This is a genomic window from Thalassomonas actiniarum, assembly GCF_000948975.2.
Classification (GTDB): Bacteria; Pseudomonadota; Gammaproteobacteria; order Enterobacterales; family Alteromonadaceae; genus Thalassomonas; species Thalassomonas actiniarum.
Window position 1 is genome coordinate 1,097,274 of the sequence record NZ_CP059735.1, and the last position, 16,838, is coordinate 1,114,111.

Below are 16,838 nucleotides of genomic sequence, written 5' to 3' on the forward strand. Positions count from 1 at the left end.
ACCTGCTTTCCTCTGAGGAAAATGCCGATAGAGCAGGGGGCAGGAGTAATGGTTATCAAGTTTAATGTTTTCGGCAAGCAGATGTCTGTTCATCGAATAGAGCAGCACTGGCAGCTATTTAATGATTCGGATACCGGCATGTCTGCACGTGTTTATGATGTTGTGATCCCGTCGGAGTTAACCCCGGATGAGCTGGCCGGTTACCTTGATGATATTTTTCACGAATATGCGAATGAGAAATTCCCCGAAGTTGTTAAGTTAACTTAGTCACTTTATTTTTATAGGTTGTTGAATTTGAATATTTTAGTCACAGGTAGTGCCGGCAGGGTCGGGCGGGCAATTTATATTCACCTGATGAAAAAGCACCGGGTAACCGGTTTGGATAAAACTCCCTGTTCAACCGCAGATATTGTCGGTGATATCCGTGATCATAAGGTCTTGGAAAAAGCGCTGAAAGGAGTGGATGTTATTGTCCATAGTGCGGCACTACATGCACCCCATGTCGGCCTGGTTGCCGATGAAGAGTTTGAGACCGTTAATGTTAAAGCCACGGAAAAATTAGCGCTATCAGGCTTGCAGGCCGGGGTTAAACATTTTGTTTTTACCAGCACCACCGCGCTTTACGGTAAAGCGTCAACCCCGGCAGGCACGGCGGGCTGGATAGATGAAACAGTCACGCCCGAACCGAAAAGCATTTATCACAGATCTAAGCTTGAAGCGGAAAAACTGCTGGAAAATATTTCGCACTTATTTGCGCTGCCGGTGACTGTGCTGCAAATGTCACGCTGTTTTCCCGAACCGGCGGATTTAATGGCGGTATACCGCTTAACCCGGGGCATAGACGCCAGGGATGTTGCCCGTGCCCATGGCTGCGCCATAGAAAAGCGCCTGCCGGGTTTTAACCGCTTTATTGTCTCGGGTAAGACCCCTTTTAATCCGGGGTTGTGTCAGCGGTTATTTACCGATGCCGCCGCGGTGATAGCTGAATATGCACCGGTATTGACTGAGGATTTTTCCCGCCGGGGCTGGTCTTTACCTTCAAGCCTTGACCGGGTCTATGATGCTGGTTTGGCGCAACAAGTACTGGGGTGGCAGAGTGAATATGGCTGTCAAAGTGTGCTGGATATGCTGGAGAACGAAGTGGCGGAAGTGCTGCCGGTTCAAGGCTGTCGTTAATGACTTTTTATAGCAATTGCATTAAGTAGATGGGCAAAATTCGGTGAGGATAAATTTTCAAGAACCCCCTTTATCGTTCCAGACTAAAGCTAAGCACCTGCATCCATGCAGGCGAGGCGTTTGATTGAGCAATAGCAAGCTATTGTGGTTGAAAACAACGCAGGACTTGGAGATTTAGACCATCCGAAGCTGGTTAGATATTTAATAAAATTGGTATTAAAGTGCTTTCTTGCCTGAAGCCGGCTTTTATCCCCGTTTACTTAAAGCAAAAAAAAGCACCTGATGGGAGGCAGGTGCTTTTTGGCTTCAGAAAACAGGTAATAGTGTTTACCAGCCTTCAACTCCTTTCATGTCAGGCAGGTGATGGGCAATCCCTTTATGACAGTCGATACAGGTTTTTTCACCGCTGGCCAGCGAGGTGGAATGTTGTTTTGCCGCCCGCTGGCTTTGACTGGTGAAATCCATGTAGTCAAAGTTGTGACAGTTACGGCATTCCAGCGAGTCGTTGGCCTTGAGGCGTCGCCACTCATTTTCCGCTAAGCGTTTGCGATGGGCGAGAAACTTCTCCCGGGTGTTGATGGTACCGAAAATCTTGCCCCAGACTTCTTTTGAAGCCTGCATCTTACGGGCGATTTTATCGGTCCACTTGTGGGGCACATGGCAATCGGGACAGGTGGCCCGCACACCGGATCGGTTGGTAAAATGTATCGTGGTTTTTAGTTCCTCATAGACATTGTTTTCCATTTCATGACAGGAAATACAAAACTCTTCGGTATTGGTGAGTTCCAGGGCGGTGTTAAAGCCCCCCCAGAAAATCACACCGGCAATAAATCCCCCGATAACCAAAGCACCTAAGCTGTAATAACCACTGGGTTTTTTCAGGGTTTGCCAGCCAATTTTTATGATGTTTTTCATGGCGGCCTCTACTTCTGCGCTAGTGATTTTTGCTTCATGATAGCGTGCATATCCACGAACTCGTTTTCAACCACAGGTTTAGTATCGAGCTGGGTGACATGGCACTGGTTACAGAAATAGCGGCGCGGTGATATTTCCGCTAAAAAGTTACCGTCGCGGTCCATAAAGTGGGTGACGCTGACCATAGGAGCCTGCGACTCTTCGGTGCGCTGGCGGCTATGGCAGGACATACACTTATTGGTATTGAGGTTGACCTCATAGTTACGGGTTTTATGCGGTATGACCGGCGGCTGCATCGGGTAATTACGCGCCTGTTTGATATCGCTGTTAATCACCTTAGGGATAATGCCGGGCTTTTTCTGTTGATCTATGCTGGTTTTCTCACGCAAAGTGGCAACTTCACCCGGCGCGGCCCAGCTGGCGGTTACGGGTAGCAAAACAGATAACAGCATGCCAATTTTTATCAAATTCTTCATGATAGCTCTCCTAAACCTTAACCACTTTAACGGCGCATTTCTTATAGTCGGTTTCTTTTGATAACGGATCGGTGGCGTCTAAGGTCAACTTGTTCACCAGGCGTCCGGCATCAAAGAAAGCCATGTAGACCAAACCTTTAGGTGGCTTGTTACGGCCACGGGTTTCGACCCGGGTTTGTACTTCGCCGCGGCGTGAAACGATATTCACTAAATCTCCCCGGCGCATGTTGCGTTTTTTCGCATCATCCGGGTGCATATAAACCACGGCATCCGGCATGGCTTTATACAGCTCGGGTACCCTTTGGGTCATAGAGCCGGTATGCCAGTGCTCCAGTACCCGGCCGGTGGATAACCACAGGTCGTACTCTTCATCCGGTGACTCTGCAGCAGGCTCGTAAGGCAGGGCGAAAATCACCGCTCTGCCGTCCGGTTTGCCGTAGAACTCGAAGTCTTTACCCGGCTTCACATAAGGATCTGAGCCTTCCTTGAAGCGCCACAGGGTTTCCTTACCGTCAACTACCGGCCAGCGCAGACCGCGCACCTGATGATAAGTATCATAAGGGGCCAAATCATGGGCTTTGCCGCGGCCAAAAGCGGCGTATTCTTCAAACAAACCTTTTTGCAGGTAGAAACCGAAATCACGAGATTCCTGGTTCAGGCGATCTTCAGGCACCTCATCCAGGGAGAATTCGTTGACCTGGCCGTTTTTATACAGGATGTCATATAAGGTCTTGCCCCGGTATTCCGGCTTTTTGGCGATAAGTTCTTCCGGCCAGACTTCTTCGACTTTAAAGCGCTTGGAGAACTCTACCAATTGCCATAAATCCGATCTGGCTTCTCCCGGCGCCTGTACCATCTGGTACCAGGCCTGGGTACGGCGCTCGGCATTGCCGTATACTCCTTCTTTTTCCACCCACATGGCGGTAGGCAAGATCAAATCAGCGGCCTGGGCGCTTACTGTCGGATAAGGGTCGGATACCACGATAAAGTTTTCCGGGTTACGGTAACCGGGATAGATCTCTTCGTTGATATTGGCCCCTGCCTGCATATTGTTGGTACATTGGGTCCAGTAGAAGTTTAACTTGCCGTCTTTGAGCATACGGTTTTGCAGTACCGCATGGTAACCGGGTTTCGGCGGAATGGTACCGTCCGGTAATTTCCAGATTTTCTCTGCCATTTTGCGGTGTTTGGGATTTTTTACCACCATGTCGGCAGGCAGGCGGTGGGCAAAGGTGCCCACTTCGCGTGCGGTGCCGCAGGCCGAAGGCTGACCGGTTAAGGAGAACGGGCTGTTACCCGGGGTGGAGATCTTACCGGTTAGCAGGTGAATATTGTACACCAGGTTGTTGGCCCAGACGCCGCGGGTATGCTGGTTGAAGCCCATGGTCCAGAAAGAGCATACCTTGGTTTTCGGATCGGCATATAACTCGGCTAAGGCTTTAAGTTTATGCTCAGGCACACCGGATAACTTGGAGGTATATTCCAGGGTATAGGTGCTGACAAATTTGGCATATTCTTCAAAGTTGATGGCTTTGGAGCTGCCTTTGGTTTTGCCGTTATTTTTCGCTTTTTGCTCCAGCGGGTGCTCGGGGCGCAGGCCGTAACCGATATCGGTTTCGCCTAAGCGGAAGTTGGTGTGCTTGTTGACAAAGTCATGGTTGACCCGGCCGGTTTCGATAATGTAGTGGGCGATATAGTTCAGAATCGCCAGATCCGTTTGCGGCGTGAAGATCATGCCGTTGTCCGCCAGTTCAAAACTGCGGTGCTCGTAAGTGGACAGGACATGTACTTTAACGTGCGGCGCACTTAAGCGGCGGTCGGTGATCCGGGTCCATAAGATGGGATGCATCTCTGCCATGTTCGAGCCCCACAGCACCATGGCATCGGTGGCTTCCATATCGTCGTAACAGCCCATGGGCTCGTCGATACCAAAAGTACGCATAAAGCCGCCTACAGCGGAGGCCATACAGTGGCGGGCGTTGGGGTCTATGTTGTTACTGCGAAAGCCTGCTTTCATCAGTTTTACCGCGGCATAACCTTCGGGTACCGTCCACTGGCCGGAGCCGAACATACCGATGGAAGTCGGGCCTTTGGCCTTTAATGCGGCTTTGGTTTTCTCTTCCATGATGTCAAAGGCGCGCTTCCAGGAAATCGGGGCAAATTCACCGTCTTTATGGAACTCGCCGTTTTTCATGCGCAGCAGCGGCGTGGTCAGGCGGTCTTTGCCGTACATGATCTTGGAGAGGAAATAACCTTTAACACAGTTAAGGCCTTTATTGACCGGTGATTTAATATCACCGTGGGTGGCAACCACTTTGCCGTCCATTACCCCGACATTGACACTACAGCCGGTGCCGCAAAAACGACACGGGGCCTTGTCCCATTTGAGTTTGGTAATATCACTGCTGGTGATTAAATTGGATGCGGCAGCGGGTACTGAAACCCCGGCTACGGCAGCGGCCGCAGCAACAGCATTTGCTTTGATAAATTCTCGGCGGTTAATCGTCATTGGCCTCACCTTATATCGCTTGGTTAGTTTCGGGCAAAAATTGATGATATACCGGCGCCAGGTTATAGAGGCCGGTATGGTATTTTAGGGTGTCGATCTTTTGTCCGATTCCTTTCTGACTAAAGTCCTCAATAGTAAACACTATTTTTCCTTCCGGACTTACGGCATGGATCTCGGCACCCTGGATTTGTTTTATTTGTTGTTTGACATCATCAAGCTGGGTCACTACGGCATGTGCGACAAAGCTGGCAACATGATATTCCCCACTTGGTTCGGGACTATCCGGTGCGTAGTGATTAACGCCACCTTTGTCGTTGATTAAGGTATTATCTGGCATTGGCTGCCTCGCTGATAAAAGTAAAAGAGAGTGAGTCTTGCGGGCACGTGGCAATACAGGCGCCACATTGTGTGCAGTCGTCAAGATTCAATTCCGGTTTGGCGATGCTGGTATCTTGATAGCGAAAGGTGATGGCCCGGGTCTCACAGACATCCTGGCAGCTGCGGCAATAAATCTCATTTTTGGCCAGGCATTTGTTGTTAATGCCAAGGGTTACCGGCCAGGGAGTCTCCAGCCCTGAGTCTATTTGTGCCTGCGGCTTAAATAACGGCTTTTCGCAGCTTTGTATGCATTGCTGGCAAAAAGTGCATTCACCTTTGGAGAAATCTATCTTGGGAAAGCCTTGTTCATCCAGGACGATGATTTGTGTTTCACAGCTTTTGATGCAATCCTGGCATTGGTCGCAACCGCTGGTAAACACTGCTTCGCTAATAATCCAGGGCAATCTCTGCTCGGGTTTATGGCTTAGCTTTCCTCTAAACAACCGGCGCCTTGCCGGGTTTTCTAAACGGTTCATTTCGGTTGCCTTATGCTCCCGGCGGTCCGAATAATATTTGGCTGATCCAGACCATAAATCCGAAGCCGCCGACAATAATGACCGACAAGATAGGCGCTAAAAAGACCGCCAGAAAAACGAAGGTGTTTCGTTCATGATTCTTTTGTAATTCAGCAGAGTTAGGCTCATTCATGATGTGCTCGTATATTGATTTGTAGTCAAGGTTATTGTGCCAGTTCCTTGGGGGAAGGAATTGATCAGGATCAACGAATACTCAATAGCCACTAACATAATGGGGTTTTTATATTGAGTGGTTGTTTTTTGCACTGTGAAGTGATTTTTTGAATTTATTTAACATAGTTAAGGCTGTAAGGCTTAGTGAAACCACATTAAGCATAGATTAATTTTGTACTTTAGTTCAGCTTTTTGTGTCCGGTTGGTACACTTGCCTTTTCTTCCATGTTTCAAATAATGAGTGAGCTGTGCCGAGCAATAATCCCGAGGTCTTTATATCCTGGTTAAAACCTTATATGCAGCAGGCGTTTTCCGCCGGGCAACGACGCTTAGTGGTTTTGGCGGGTGAGATCGATTGGGCGTTTTCTCTGTTAAAGAGCCTGCCTGTTTCCCCTGTTGAAAAACCGGAAAAAACGCTTGAGGAAAAACAGCTGCCAGCCAAGGCTGACTGGCTTATTTACAGTGATCATCCGGATGGGCTGTCATCGTCAGTTCATCAAGGCGCAGCGAACATCTTATCCGTCGACCGTAAAAATTACCGCCACCATTTAGGTACGGAAAACACTTATTTGCTGTTTGATGGCGGTGAAAGTGATGACGATTTTAATATTGATGCGCTGGCTGCCTTATCCGGTACCCTGGTCGCCGGTGGGCTATTATTCCTTTTATGGCCGCAGGAGAAGGGGATTTTTTCAGCGGCAAAAAGTGTCTTTTTGCAAAGATTTTTCCGGGAATTGTTTGCTGATGATTTGGCCTGTATCCTTGAACAGGGAAAAGCACTACCGCGAATTGCAGAGCTTGATGGTGAGCGTCGGCTACAAGGGAACTTGCCTTTAGGCTGTAAAACACCGGAGCAGGTGACCGCAGTACAAAACATTATTAAGGTGGTTAAGGGACACAGGAACCGGCCTTTGGTCCTAACTGCCGATCGGGGCAGGGGAAAATCGTCGGCACTGGCAATTGCCGCTGCCGAGTTGTTAGTTAATGCCGGTAACGGCGCCGAGAAAATGCACATAGGGATCACCGCCCCGCATTTACAGGCCTGTGATATTTTTTTTCAACAGCTAAAAGTCTCCTTGCCGGAAGCGGAATTTTTCCGGGGACGCTGCATACATCCTCATGGAGAAATTGAATTTTTGCCAGTGGATGTGCTGGTGCGCCATCAAGCCAAACTGGGATTGTTGCTGGTGGATGAAGCTGCGGCGATCCCGGTCTATTTGCTGCAAAAATTGCTTGCTTCATACCACCGTATGGTTTTTTCAACCACAGTGCATGGCTATGAAGGAGCAGGACGGGGTTTTACCCTCAAGTTCCGAAAAACCTTAAAACAGCAAACTCCCGGGTATCGGGCTTTTCATATACGTCAGCCTATCCGCTGGGCCGAGGATGATCCCCTTGAAGCCTTTATTTTCAAGGCTTGTTTATTAAAAGCGGCCTTAGCGGATACCGACAAGGGTACCCTGCCGTCCCCGGAAAACTTGCTTACACAGCAAGGGGCCGACAAGGCAGAATTTCTCCCGTTAACACCTGAAGACTTATTGGCTGATGAAACCCTGCTGGAGCAGGTCTTTGCCGTATTGGTGACGGCACATTATCAAACCAAACCCGGCGATTTGAAAATGTTACTGGATAATGCCCGGCTGCGGATTTTCTGCCTGAAATGCCGGGGGCAGGTGATTGCCGTGTCCTTATTGATGCTCGAAGGTAAGGCCGGGCAGGAAGAAATCGAGGCGGTGAAAAACTCACAACGCAGGTTAAGGGATCAATTTATTCCGCAATCGCTATTAAGTCATAATGGTATCGATAACGCCTTTGATTACAGTTATTTAAGAGTTATGCGTATTGCCGTGCACCCCATGTGCCAGCAACAGGGGTTAGGCAGCTATTTTCTTGGCTGTCTGGAGCAATATGGCCAAACACAAGAGATAGATTTTATCGGCTCCAGTTTTGGTGCCAATACCCGGTTATTGTCATTCTGGCTTGAGGGGGGGTATCAGCTGGCGAGGATGGGCTTTACCCCGGATGCCGCCAGCGGGGAACATTCCGCTCTGGTAGTTAAAGCACTTAACCGTGACAGCAGAGTATTGCAGCAGGAGGTTCACCATCAGTTTTACCGCAGTTTTGATCATTTGCTGCTCGATGAATACCAGCACTTGCCGGTGAGCTTGATTGCCCTGATCTTGCAGCACTGTCCTGAGAGCTTTTTGCCTGAACTCAGCGATTTTGACCGGCGCACGGTAGCGGCTTTTGCCGCGAAACAAAGGTTATACAGCAGCTGTGTTTACAGCCTGCATTTATGGCTCAGGTCTGTTCTTGCAAAAAAAGATGCCAAAACCGCTGCAAAAAAAGCAGTAAACACAGGCCAGGCACTTGACCCGTTGATCAGCCGTATTTTGTGCAAACACAGTATCAGCCAGGTGTGCCGTCAGTATGGTTTTACCGGGAAAAAAGCATTAAACCAGCACTTGGTTACCCAGGTACAGCAGGTGCTCAGTAAAAAAGGCTTATCAGGAGATTAAGGATGTTAGCTTTCGTTACTCTTGATAGTTGGTATTTTCTATCAGCCACAGCCAGTATTTGTGCATGCAAAAGTAATCACAGCGTTTATCGGGGGCCTGAATGATATCTTCATGCTTCATCAAGCGGCTGACGTAATAGAGGATCACTTTTGCCAGCGAACGGCTGGGGTAGTCGCTATAGGTGGATGTCAGTACCTTTAACCAATCCTCCAGCCGGGTAAATTCAGCTGACATCCGGGGGGATTGAGCCGGTTTGTGGTTGCGCTTGTCCATATATTTTTCCTTTTATCCGTCGGTTTCCATTAAGCTGCAGTTGAGTAGAGATTGCCAGAGAACTTTTTTGGCATTTTTATCCAGGCATTTACATTCATCGCAGTGCAAAACCCCGCTGATTATTAACCGGGCAAGCAGGCAGCCGGATAATTCCACCTGTGCTTTTTCCGGGATAAATTCGTTGTATGCGAGTGATTCCATGATTACTTTTCCTCCGGGCCAATATGCTGATGTTATAAAAATAGAATATTGCACGCCTAAATGCAAATGATAATTGTTATCAATTGATGTTTTTATGAAAAAAACCTGATAAAAAACAAGGTGAGCAGACTAGTATTTAAAGCATGGCAACTTGATGGGTAAGTAAAGTTATGCAGGTGGTGATCAGTGTCGAGCAGCTGACAAAAAGCTACGGTGAAGTGCTGGCCGTCGACAATATCAGTTTTGCAATCAGGCGTGGGCACTGCTTTGGTTTGCTTGGTCCCAACGGCGCCGGGAAGACCACTACCATAGAAATCATGGAAGGTATTATCTCTCCTACCCGGGGGCAGGTGAACTACCAGGGGCTGCTTAACGGCCGTGATATCAGTCACCAAATCGGCATCCAGTTTCAGCATACCGCCTTACAGGATTATTTAACGGTAAAGGAGACCCTGGAACTATTTGCCGCTTTTTACCGCCAGACCCTGGCACAGGAGCATTTAATCGAACTGTGTGATCTGAAAGAATTTCTTCACCGGGATAACCGCTCCCTCTCCGGCGGGCAAAGGCAGCGGCTGTTGTTGGCGCTGGCGCTGATCAATGATCCCAGCATTGTTTTTCTGGATGAACCGACCACAGGGCTGGATCCTCAGGCGCGGCGAAATTTCTGGCAACTGCTGAAAAATATCAAAGGTGAAAATAAAACCCTGGTGCTGACCACGCATTATATGGATGAAGCCGAGCAGCTTTGCGATGAAATTGTGGTGATGGATCACGGACGCATCATAGAAAGCGGAACCCCGCAGCATTTGCTTGGCAAACACTTCGATGAAATTTTTATTTATTTGCCGCAACAGCAGGTCAGCTCCGCTTTGATTGAACAGCATCACTGGCGGCTGCTTGGCGACAGGGTGGAAATTACCAGCAAAAATGTTGAGCAGACACTAGCCTTGTTAATAGCAAGCCGGGTTTCGCTGGAAGGTTTACATGTTAAGTCGGCGAATTTAGATGATTTGTTTTTAAAGCTAACCGGGCATTCCCTGAGGGTTTGATATCCGGCTGAGGTAATCAATGGATATTCAAAGGTTTTATGCGGTTTTTAAGGCACGCAACATAGAGTTTTTCCGTGATAAGTCTTCTTTGAGCTGGAACCTGATCTTTCCGATATTGCTGCTGGTGGGCTTGTCCTTTATTTTCTCCGGAGAGGGACGGGCGGTCTATAAGGTGGGGGTGATGAACCTGGCGCAAGAACAATCGCCCTTTCTTGAGACCCGTTATATCGACTTTGTTAATTATCACCAGCTCGAAAGGGCGAAGCATAAGTTATCCCAGCATCATATTGATCTGCTCATCGACTTTGCCGGGAAAAACTATTGGGTCAACGAGCAGTCGCCGAAAAGTTATTTGGCGGAGAAAATCTTTCTTTCCTCGCAAAAACACTTTTCCCGGGGGCAGGCGAGCGGCAAACAAATACGTTATGTTGACTGGGTATTGCCGGGGATCCTGGGCATGAACATGATGTTCAGTTGTTTATTCGGCGTGGGTTATGTGATCGTACGTTACCGGAAAAACCTGGTGTTAAAGCGCCTTAAAGCGACACCGCTCTCGGCCTTTGAGTTTGTCTGCGCCCAGCTGTTATCCCGGCTGTTTATCGTGATGCTGATGTCTGTGGCGATTTATGCCGGCTGTAATGTCTTTTTTGATTTTTACATGTCGGGCAGTTATTTTGATCTTTTGCTGATAGGCATTTTAGGGGGCTTTAGCCTGATCACTCTGGCGCTGCTGATGTCCAGCCGCAGCAAAAGTGAAGAGCTGGTGGGCGGTTTGCTGAATATGACCTCCTGGCCGATGATGTTATTATCCGGTGTCTGGTTCAGCCTGGAGGGGGCGCCGGAGTTCCTGAAACGTTTTGCCGACTTTTTACCTTTGACCCATCTGGTCAAGGGGGCAAGGGAGGTGATCACCGAGGGCGCCTCGCTGGCGCAGATCAGTGATCATTTACTGGCGCTGGCGCTGATGAGCGCCATTTTCCTATCCCTGGGGGCCTGGCTGTTTAGCTGGAATGGCGAGGGGTAGGGTGAGCTGCCTTTATTGCCAGCCTTGAATAACCGACTCCACCAAGCGGGCGGTTTCTTGCGGCCGCTCCAGCGGAAACATATGTCCCGCTTTGCTGATGCGTTTGATTTGGATGTTATTGGTGCGGGCAAAACGTTTAAAGACAAAATGCGGATAAAGGTCGCTTTTTTCCCCGTAAATCAGGGCTGCCGGTACGGTTAATTTGTTTTTATAGCGCGACAAATTGGTGGGCAGGCTGCGAAAAATACCCGCCTCGATTTCCGGGGAAAAGTTCAATTCCAGCCGCTGGTTACGCTCACTCACACAGTGTCTGGCATAATCTTCCAGGCAGCGCTTGTCAAAATGCCTGAATAATTTGCGGTTGGCAAACTGGCCGGCCATATTGCTGCCCAGCGGCCAGTTGTTCCTACGTATTTCTGCCTTGCCTGCCGGGGTGATTTTATCGATAAAGCGGGTATTTTTCAGCAGTCCCATCAGGCTTGCCAGCGGGCCGGTCAGTACCGGGGGATCTAACATGATCAAACCTTTGAACAACTGCGGTTGCTGACAGGCAGCCATATATGAGAGCACGCCGCCAAAAGAATGGCCGAGGCAAATCACCGGTTGTTGCTGGGCGCGGATATAGTCGAGTAATTCATCCACCAGGTTTTTCCAGTTGTTATCCAGCGGATATTTGGGATTGTGTCCGTATTGCGGGTTTGCCACTAACTGGTGGTCACTGGAAAAGTAATCGAAAAAAGTTTGGTAGCTGGCGGCGGGAAAGCCGTTGGCGTGGACAAAATTGATAATGGTTGTGCTCATAAACAGATCTTTATTTTTTGCTAAAAGGCTTTCGCTAAAGGTAATGTCCGGCCGTTAATCACCGGCGCCGGAGATAATTAACCGCGGTCAAAGTATAGGCCAGGTTTTGGCGGCTAAAAAGTCCTGGCGGCGTGCTGCTTTTTTTCAGCATCTGCGCCAGGATTTGAAACAGTGTCACTGTGATGTTTTACCCGGCAATAATTCAAACATATGTTTGATTTATTATGAACCGCATCCGGGATAAATGAAAGGGGGATTTACCGACTTTTCCCTGCAAAGTTTCTAATTAATCCCGCAAGTTGCTCTATTTTTATGTTGGATAACTGGCGGTAATCAAAATAGGGGCTGACGATGAGTTTTTTGCTCTCGTTGATGGCAAAATCCCGGGACAGCCAGTAGCAGTGCTCGGCGATACCGGTTTTAGCGGCATAAGTGCGTCCCATGATTATGCTGATATGCTCGCTATCTTTGCCGTTACTATTGCAATTAAAGTCAGGCGGGGAAAACAGCAGCGCCTGCTGGCTATGTGCCTGCAATAACTCTTCATCGCGAAATTGTTGCCAGCTGCCGGCACAGCCCGGATGTAATTGCTGCCACAACTTGGCATAGACATTAAAGATTTTTCGCCAATGGTTACCGGTTAAATCGGCGATGGTTTTGATCTCCCCCGGTTTCATCGCCGTAAGCGAGCTTAGCTCCTGGTATTGGGGCAGCGGGGGAATGTTTTCGATATAAACCTTAAGTACTGCATTGGCTGTGCCTAAACCTGTCATAAGGGGAGGTTACCTGTTTGTTTATCTTGGTGAGGGTTGCTTACTTTATGGTGAAAATAAAGCCGTTGCAGCTATTATAAAGATTTTATCGCGTGCTTAGCCAGTATTTGGGGGAATGGGGCTCATGGTGGAGCAAAAACAGGGGAGCAAAAACAGGCTTTTACTTCCCCCGGGCTCTTATTGAAAATTAAAGCTGAACCTGACTGATTTGTATTTCCGGTTGGGTATTGGTGTAGTTGGGGATGTCGCTGAGGATATCTTCCGCATGTGGGGCAAAGGCTTGCTGATACTCGGCCAGAGAGTCAAAATATAAGTGGCCCATCGCGATATAGGGGGCAGCCGCCTCGGGCTTCGCTCCACACAGGCCTGACTCTACTGCGACTTTTTTACAGGCATTGCCGAGTTTGTCCTGAACCATAGGCATATGGCTGTTGCAGTAATAGTCGAGATTAAATTTTGCCTGCTCGCTGTTGGGGTAGAGTACGCTGACTTTGATCATCTTACTTCCTTATTATGTTTTGGTCCTGCTGGTATTTTGCCTATGCCCCGGACTCCAGGCCCCGGCATAGTCAACTCGCGTTTAGGCTATACTCTTCGGGGAGAAAAGCCAAATATTTTTCTTTGTCTGCTTTTTTAATAATTCCTTAAGCTTTATCCCGGATAATAGAGAAATGACGGTCAAAAGGGACTCGTTTTAGCTAACCCCCTCACGATATTTTAAATGATGGAAGGTTTATCATGACAGAGCAGTATCAGCCCATTCGGGTATGGAGCCGGAAAATCAGGTTTTTTCACTGGCTCAACTTGTTGTGTATTCTCTTGTTAACGGTGATCGGCTTGATGTTGCTTAACGGCAAACTGCTGGGACTCTCGGTTGACGGCAAGATCCTGCTGAAAACTTTTCATGTGATCACAGGTTATGTGTTTGCTTTAAATTTAGTGCTCAGGATAGTGCTGGGCTTTTTAGGTAAAGGATATGAACGCTGGGGCCAGACCTTACCTTTTAACCAAGGCTATCGCCAGGAACTATCGGCTTTCAGGAAAAAACAACATCTTGCTTATAAAGGTCATAATCCGTTAGGTAAGTTAATGGTGGCGGCACTGCTGTTTTTTATGAGTGTGCAAATGATCACCGGCTTAGTGCTGGCGGGGACTGATATTTATTATCCGCCCTTTGGTTCCTATGTTGCCGCTTATATTGCCGAAGACAGCAATAAACTGGATGAGATTAAGCCTTACTCAAAAGTCAATATTAATGAGCTGGCATACCAGGAGATGCGCTCGCTGAGAAAACCTGTTATCACCGTCCATATTTATTCCTTTTATACCCTAATGGTGCTGATCATTTTTCATATTCTGGGGGTGGTTATTGCCGAGCGAAGAGAGAAAACCGCTCTGGTTTCTGCAATGATCAATGGTTATAAATATCTGCCCGGCGACAAGCAAGACAAATAAGTACTTGTTCGAGCGTGTTTTGTTGTGGTGTGGATGGATAACTCCTGCCTGTGTTAACTTGGCGGCAGTGAAAATCAGGCAATAAAAAACCCGGTAGCTACCGGGTTTTTAAGTCAGGTTATTTGAGGTTAAAATTCATCTAACATGTATTCTAGTGAGTCCTCATATATCCTTAACTCTTTTTCTAAACGATATTTATCTCTAAGTGTTTCGATTTCGCGCCACTTACGTTTTTTACCACTCGATTTGGTCTTAGGTTGTATATCTAATGAGTCCAAGACACTGTTACGTTTATCCATGAAAAGCTCCTCCTTCCAACAACTGCACCTTTTTAATATCACATCCGGATCGATATTAAAAATATTTTTTCAACAATTTCTGCTGAAAAAATGACTTTTTTAGCGGTGCAGATGCCGTAAACGCTTATCTGCCTTGGGCTTAGACCAAATTGAAAAAAATTAAAGCAATTCGGCTAATTGTTGTTCAAGTTTATCCTGGTCAATGGCGAAGTTGCGGATCCCTTCGGATAATTTTTCTGTGGCCATGGCATCCTGGTTCATCATCCAGCGGAACTGGTTTTCGGTTAATGCCGGCTCTGCTGCGGCTTTTTGCTGTTCAGGGTTAAGCTGCTGAACCACGGTTTCGTTTGACTGGGCCAGTTCGTCCATTAATTGCGGGCTGATGGTTAAACGGTCACAACCGGCCAGGGCCAAAATTTCGCCGACATTACGGAAGCTGGCACCCATCACCACGGTGTTATAACCTTGGGCTTTATAGTAGTTATAGATTTCTGTCACGGAAATCACGCCGGGATCTTCACTGGCGCTATAGTCGGTTTTACCTGTGCTGGCCTTGTACCAGTCAAGGATACGGCCAACAAAAGGTGAGATCAGGTAAGCGCCGGCTTCGGCACAGGCACGGGCCTGGGCAAAGCTGAACAGTAGGGTCAGATTACAGTTAATGCCTTCTTTTTCCAGCTGCTCGGCGGCTTTAATGCCTTCCCAGGTAGAAGCGGCTTTGATCAGGATGCGGTCATTGCTGATACCGGCTTCATTGTACATGGCCATCAGCTTTTTCGCTTTGGCTATGGTGCCTTGGGTATCAAAAGATAAACGGGCATCAACTTCGGTAGAAATACGGCCCGGGACAATTTTTAAAATTTCCAGACCGATCAATACCGATAATTTGTCGGCGGCATCCATGACTTGCTGTTTGGCATCACTCGATTGCTCTTTGGCCCAGTTAACCGCCTGAGTCAATAACGCCTGATAAGCCGGCAATGAAGCGGCTTTTAACAGCAGTGACGGATTGGTGGTAGCGTCTTGTGGTTGAAATTTGGCGATTGCTTCAATATCGCCGGTATCGGCCACTACTGTGGTCATCTGTTTTAACTGGGAAAGCTGGTTGCTCATGACATCTACCTTAAATTGGATCTTTTTTTAAAACGAAAGTTTAACCTGTTTATATTGAAAGAATATTACAACATATAAGCCAAGTCCGAGTGAAATTGTGACAGTATTTTGTTCAAATTACTATATGAAGCGGCCGATATCTGGCAAAATTTCACGCTTTATTGTGTTAATTTACTCATTAATAGCCGACTAATATATATAAAGTTGACACCTGTGACAACTTTTATCCCCGCCTCTGCTATTTTCTTGATTTTATGCTGTGGTATAGTGGGCATAAATAACCCGATTAAAAACTAAATATAGCTTATGTTACTTGTTGTCTCACCGGCCAAAAACCTGGATTTTGAATCCCCTTTACCGACAGATGTTTATACCCAGCCATCTTTGCTGGAGTTTAGCCAGTCCCTGATTGATACCTGCGTTAAACTGACCCCGGCAGAAATTGCCTCGTTAATGAGTATCAGTGACAAGCTGGCAGGCTTAAATGCCGCCCGCTTTAGCGAGTGGCAGCAGCCTTTTACCCCGGACAATGCCCGTCCCGCGGTACTGGCTTTTAACGGCGATGTGTACGGCGGGTTGGATGCAAACTCTTTCAGCCAGGAAGATTTTGATTTTGCCCAGCAGCATATGCGTATCTTGTCCGGTTTATACGGCTTGTTAAAACCGCTGGACCTGATGCAGGCCTACCGCCTGGAAATGGGCACCAAACTGGAAAACAGTAAAGGTAAAAACCTCTATCAGTTTTGGGATAATATTATCACTGAGGCTTTGAACCAGGCGCTGGCGGCGCAGGGGGATGATGTGTTGATCAACCTGGCTTCCAATGAATATTTTAAAGCGGTGAAAAAGAAAAACCTGGCGGCGAATGTGATCACCCCGGCTTTTAAGGACTGGAAAAACGGACAATATAAGATGATCAGTTTTTACGCCAAAAAAGCCCGCGGCTTGATGGCGCGTTATATTATTCAAAACCGGTTAACGGATGTTGAGCAGCTTAAAGGTTTTGATCTGGGCGGCTATCAATACAGTGAAGAATTCAGCAAAGGCAATGACTGGGTTTTTACTCGAAAAGAAGCTTAGCTATTTTCCTATGGCTAGCCGGTTGTTACCTGGCTGAGCGGCCAGCCAACCGGAAAAACCGGGTAAATATTCTTTATTCGCAGAGCTAAAAACCGTTAGCAGCCG

At 47.8% G+C, this 16,838-nt stretch carries 20 protein-coding genes; 7 read left to right on the top strand and 13 right to left on the bottom strand.

Annotated features, from left to right (window positions below; translation table 11 throughout):
* Window positions 1-48 precede the first annotated feature (48 nt).
* Together SG35_RS04830 and SG35_RS04835 are read left to right on the top strand one after the other, a co-directional pair.
* Window positions 49-267: a DUF7661 family protein gene (locus SG35_RS04830; protein WP_044834680.1), complete on the top strand. Its 219-nt coding sequence runs from the start codon at window positions 49-51 to the stop codon at window positions 265-267.
* Between the two features lie 27 nt (window positions 268-294).
* On the top strand, window positions 295-1,176 hold the full coding sequence (locus SG35_RS04835) for an NAD-dependent epimerase/dehydratase family protein (RefSeq protein WP_044834681.1): 882 nt from the start codon (window positions 295-297) through the stop codon (window positions 1,174-1,176).
* Window positions 1,177-1,503: 327 nt separating this feature from the next.
* On the opposite strand, the gene SG35_RS04840 is transcribed toward SG35_RS04835, so the two are convergent.
* The 6 genes from SG35_RS04840 to napE are packed head-to-tail and all read right to left on the bottom strand — an operon-like array spanning window position 1,504 to window position 6,102.
* Window positions 1,504-2,091, bottom strand: coding sequence for a cytochrome c3 family protein (locus tag SG35_RS04840; RefSeq protein ID WP_044834682.1), 588 nt, complete (start codon window positions 2,089-2,091; stop codon window positions 1,504-1,506).
* A gap of 8 nt (window positions 2,092-2,099) precedes the next feature.
* Entirely contained in the window at window positions 2,100-2,567 is a 468-nt protein-coding gene (locus SG35_RS04845) for a nitrate reductase cytochrome c-type subunit (RefSeq protein WP_044834683.1), read from the bottom strand.
* Between the two features lie 10 nt (window positions 2,568-2,577).
* On the bottom strand, window positions 2,578-5,076 hold the full coding sequence (gene napA, locus SG35_RS04850; RefSeq protein ID WP_169749414.1) for a nitrate reductase catalytic subunit NapA: 2,499 nt from the start codon (window positions 5,074-5,076) through the stop codon (window positions 2,578-2,580).
* 10 nt (window positions 5,077-5,086) lie between these two features.
* Window positions 5,087-5,413 carry a chaperone NapD gene (locus SG35_RS04855; protein WP_084692893.1) on the bottom strand — a complete coding sequence of 109 codons (327 nt, stop codon included), beginning with the start codon at window positions 5,411-5,413 and terminating at the stop codon, window positions 5,087-5,089.
* On the bottom strand, window positions 5,403-5,930 hold the full coding sequence (gene napF, locus SG35_RS04860; RefSeq protein WP_044834684.1) for a ferredoxin-type protein NapF: 528 nt from the start codon (window positions 5,928-5,930) through the stop codon (window positions 5,403-5,405). The genes SG35_RS04855 and napF overlap by 11 nt, the downstream gene beginning before the upstream one ends.
* A 10-nt stretch (window positions 5,931-5,940) precedes the next feature.
* Window positions 5,941-6,102 carry a periplasmic nitrate reductase, NapE protein gene (gene napE / locus SG35_RS04865; RefSeq protein ID WP_084692894.1) on the bottom strand — a complete coding sequence of 54 codons (162 nt, stop codon included), beginning with the start codon at window positions 6,100-6,102 and terminating at the stop codon, window positions 5,941-5,943.
* Between the two features lie 289 nt (window positions 6,103-6,391).
* Here napE and SG35_RS04870 point away from each other — a divergent pair, with 289 nt between their 5' ends.
* Window positions 6,392-8,662, top strand: a complete 2,271-nt coding sequence (locus SG35_RS04870) for a tRNA(Met) cytidine acetyltransferase TmcA (RefSeq protein WP_053043277.1) — start codon at window positions 6,392-6,394, stop codon at window positions 8,660-8,662.
* Window positions 8,663-8,677: 15 nt separating this feature from the next.
* Here the strand turns inward: SG35_RS04870 and SG35_RS04875 are convergent, their stop codons facing one another.
* Window positions 8,678-8,935, bottom strand: coding sequence for a hypothetical protein (locus SG35_RS04875; RefSeq protein WP_044834685.1), 258 nt, complete (start codon window positions 8,933-8,935; stop codon window positions 8,678-8,680).
* Window positions 8,936-8,947: 12 nt separating this feature from the next.
* Window positions 8,948-9,136, bottom strand: a complete 189-nt coding sequence (locus SG35_RS04880) for a hypothetical protein (protein ID WP_044834686.1) — start codon at window positions 9,134-9,136, stop codon at window positions 8,948-8,950.
* Between the two features lie 170 nt (window positions 9,137-9,306).
* Between SG35_RS04880 and SG35_RS04885 the strand changes: the two genes are divergently transcribed.
* Together SG35_RS04885 and SG35_RS04890 are read left to right on the top strand one after the other, a co-directional pair.
* Window positions 9,307-10,188, top strand: coding sequence for an ABC transporter ATP-binding protein (locus tag SG35_RS04885; RefSeq protein ID WP_044834687.1), 882 nt, complete (start codon window positions 9,307-9,309; stop codon window positions 10,186-10,188).
* Window positions 10,189-10,207: 19 nt separating this feature from the next.
* A complete protein-coding gene (locus tag SG35_RS04890; RefSeq protein ID WP_044834688.1) occupies window positions 10,208-11,212 on the top strand; it encodes an ABC transporter permease in 1,005 nt (334 codons plus the stop codon).
* Between the two features lie 12 nt (window positions 11,213-11,224).
* On the opposite strand, the gene SG35_RS04895 is transcribed toward SG35_RS04890, so the two are convergent.
* The 3 genes from SG35_RS04895 to SG35_RS04905 all read right to left on the bottom strand — a co-directional run bounded on the left by SG35_RS04895 (window position 11,225) and on the right by SG35_RS04905 (window position 13,285).
* The gene (locus SG35_RS04895) at window positions 11,225-12,013 is read right to left on the bottom strand and encodes an alpha/beta fold hydrolase (RefSeq protein WP_044834689.1); all 789 of its coding nucleotides are present in this window, start codon (window positions 12,011-12,013) and stop codon (window positions 11,225-11,227) included.
* Window positions 12,014-12,270: 257 nt separating this feature from the next.
* Window positions 12,271-12,786 (bottom strand): DUF6942 family protein, encoded by a 516-nt coding sequence (locus SG35_RS04900; RefSeq protein ID WP_044834690.1) that lies wholly within the window; start codon window positions 12,784-12,786, stop codon window positions 12,271-12,273.
* 187 nt (window positions 12,787-12,973) lie between these two features.
* Window positions 12,974-13,285 (bottom strand): EthD family reductase, encoded by a 312-nt coding sequence (locus SG35_RS04905; RefSeq protein ID WP_044834691.1) that lies wholly within the window; start codon window positions 13,283-13,285, stop codon window positions 12,974-12,976.
* Between the two features lie 239 nt (window positions 13,286-13,524).
* On the opposite strand from SG35_RS04905, the gene SG35_RS04910 reads away from it, so the two are divergent.
* A complete protein-coding gene (locus SG35_RS04910; protein ID WP_044834692.1) occupies window positions 13,525-14,241 on the top strand; it encodes a cytochrome b/b6 domain-containing protein in 717 nt (238 codons plus the stop codon).
* A gap of 128 nt (window positions 14,242-14,369) precedes the next feature.
* Here SG35_RS04910 and SG35_RS04915 read toward each other — a convergent pair whose 3' ends face one another.
* Together SG35_RS04915 and tal are read right to left on the bottom strand one after the other, a co-directional pair.
* Complete coding sequence (locus tag SG35_RS04915; protein ID WP_084692895.1) at window positions 14,370-14,540, bottom strand: DUF3545 family protein; 171 nt, start codon at window positions 14,538-14,540, stop codon at window positions 14,370-14,372.
* A 159-nt stretch (window positions 14,541-14,699) separates the two neighbouring features.
* Window positions 14,700-15,653, bottom strand: a complete 954-nt coding sequence (tal, locus tag SG35_RS04920; RefSeq protein ID WP_044834693.1) for a transaldolase — start codon at window positions 15,651-15,653, stop codon at window positions 14,700-14,702.
* Window positions 15,654-15,959: 306 nt separating this feature from the next.
* Between tal and yaaA the strand changes: the two genes are divergently transcribed.
* On the top strand, window positions 15,960-16,733 hold the full coding sequence (gene yaaA / locus SG35_RS04925) for a peroxide stress protein YaaA (protein WP_044834694.1): 774 nt from the start codon (window positions 15,960-15,962) through the stop codon (window positions 16,731-16,733).
* Window positions 16,734-16,838 lie beyond the last annotated feature (105 nt).

Bases quoted from the DNA above. Each gene is read 5' to 3' on its own strand.
- SG35_RS04845 (WP_044834683.1), bottom strand. From the start codon at position 2,567: ATGAAGAATTTGATAAAAATTGGCATGCTGTTATCTGTTTTGCTACCC.
- SG35_RS04830 (WP_044834680.1), top strand. From the start codon at position 49: ATGGTTATCAAGTTTAATGTTTTCGGCAAGCAGATGTCTGTTCATCGA.
- SG35_RS04905 (WP_044834691.1), bottom strand. From the start codon at position 13,285: ATGATCAAAGTCAGCGTACTCTACCCCAACAGCGAGCAGGCAAAATTT.
- tal (WP_044834693.1), bottom strand. From the start codon at position 15,653: ATGAGCAACCAGCTTTCCCAGTTAAAACAGATGACCACAGTAGTGGCC.
- SG35_RS04840 (WP_044834682.1), bottom strand. From the start codon at position 2,091: ATGAAAAACATCATAAAAATTGGCTGGCAAACCCTGAAAAAACCCAGT.
- yaaA (WP_044834694.1), top strand. From the start codon at position 15,960: ATGTTACTTGTTGTCTCACCGGCCAAAAACCTGGATTTTGAATCCCCT.
- SG35_RS04880 (WP_044834686.1), bottom strand. From the start codon at position 9,136: ATGGAATCACTCGCATACAACGAATTTATCCCGGAAAAAGCACAGGTG.
- SG35_RS04910 (WP_044834692.1), top strand. From the start codon at position 13,525: ATGACAGAGCAGTATCAGCCCATTCGGGTATGGAGCCGGAAAATCAGG.
- napE (WP_084692894.1), bottom strand. From the start codon at position 6,102: ATGAATGAGCCTAACTCTGCTGAATTACAAAAGAATCATGAACGAAAC.
- napA (WP_169749414.1), bottom strand. From the start codon at position 5,076: ATGACGATTAACCGCCGAGAATTTATCAAAGCAAATGCTGTTGCTGCG.
- SG35_RS04885 (WP_044834687.1), top strand. From the start codon at position 9,307: ATGCAGGTGGTGATCAGTGTCGAGCAGCTGACAAAAAGCTACGGTGAA.
- SG35_RS04895 (WP_044834689.1), bottom strand. From the start codon at position 12,013: ATGAGCACAACCATTATCAATTTTGTCCACGCCAACGGCTTTCCCGCC.
- SG35_RS04915 (WP_084692895.1), bottom strand. From the start codon at position 14,540: ATGGATAAACGTAACAGTGTCTTGGACTCATTAGATATACAACCTAAG.
- SG35_RS04900 (WP_044834690.1), bottom strand. From the start codon at position 12,786: ATGACAGGTTTAGGCACAGCCAATGCAGTACTTAAGGTTTATATCGAA.
- SG35_RS04855 (WP_084692893.1), bottom strand. From the start codon at position 5,413: ATGCCAGATAATACCTTAATCAACGACAAAGGTGGCGTTAATCACTAC.
- napF (WP_044834684.1), bottom strand. From the start codon at position 5,930: ATGAACCGTTTAGAAAACCCGGCAAGGCGCCGGTTGTTTAGAGGAAAG.
- SG35_RS04875 (WP_044834685.1), bottom strand. From the start codon at position 8,935: ATGGACAAGCGCAACCACAAACCGGCTCAATCCCCCCGGATGTCAGCT.
- SG35_RS04890 (WP_044834688.1), top strand. From the start codon at position 10,208: ATGGATATTCAAAGGTTTTATGCGGTTTTTAAGGCACGCAACATAGAG.